This is a genomic window from Pseudomonas sp. F220 (genome assembly GCF_057813935.1).
On sequence record NZ_JBVASJ010000221.1, the window covers coordinates 1 to 235 of the forward strand.

1 protein-coding gene is annotated in these 235 nt (G+C 64.7%); it reads right to left on the reverse strand.

The features are described from left to right. Positions 1-235: VCBS domain-containing protein (locus tag ACZYSM_RS29720; RefSeq protein ID WP_489077264.1), on the reverse strand; the 235-nt coding region annotated here is incomplete at both ends.

Sequence of the window (235 nt, forward strand, 5' to 3'; positions counted from 1 at the left end):
TGCTCAGCACGTCGATCGTCAGGGTCTGGTTTTCCGTGCCGGCAGCCACATCGGCCACCGCCACCGGAGCGTCGTTGGTGCCGGTGATGGTCACATCCACCGTGGAGCTCGAGAGTGCTCCGTGTTCGTCCTGCATCGTGTAGCTGAGCGTGACGTGTTCGACCGCGCCTTGCGCCAGGTGGTCGAAGTCAGCCCCCGGATTGAACAGCAGCTGGTTGCCCGCGACGCTGACCGT